Origin of the sequence: Pseudomonas sp. 30_B, assembly GCF_017491605.1 — a bacterium.
Taxonomy (GTDB): domain Bacteria; phylum Pseudomonadota; class Gammaproteobacteria; order Pseudomonadales; family Pseudomonadaceae; genus Pseudomonas.
In genome coordinates this window covers 1-244 of the sequence record NZ_JAFGYY010000497.1, presented here as the reverse complement: position 1 = coordinate 244, position 244 = coordinate 1, and the positions used below count along the sequence as shown (strand labels likewise).

The following is a 244-nucleotide window of genomic DNA, read 5'->3' as shown; positions in this document are numbered from 1 at the left end:
GAAGCGGATGGAGACCATCGACGACGAGACCACCCAGGCCGCCATCAACTTCATGGACAAGCAGGTGAAGGCCGACAAGCCGTTCTTCGTCTGGATGAACACCACCCGCATGCACGCCTTCACCCACGTGCGCGACTCGATGAAGGGCCAGAGCGGCATGCCCGGCAACGAGTACGCCGACGGCATGCTCGAACACGACGGCGACGTCGGCAAACTGCTCAAGACCCTCGACGACCTGAAGCTC

1 pseudogene is annotated in these 244 nt (G+C 62.3%); it reads left to right on the top strand.

The annotated features are described in order from the left end of the window. Positions 1 to 244: pseudogene (locus J5M67_RS29230) on the top strand (sulfatase-like hydrolase/transferase); the annotation flags it as partial.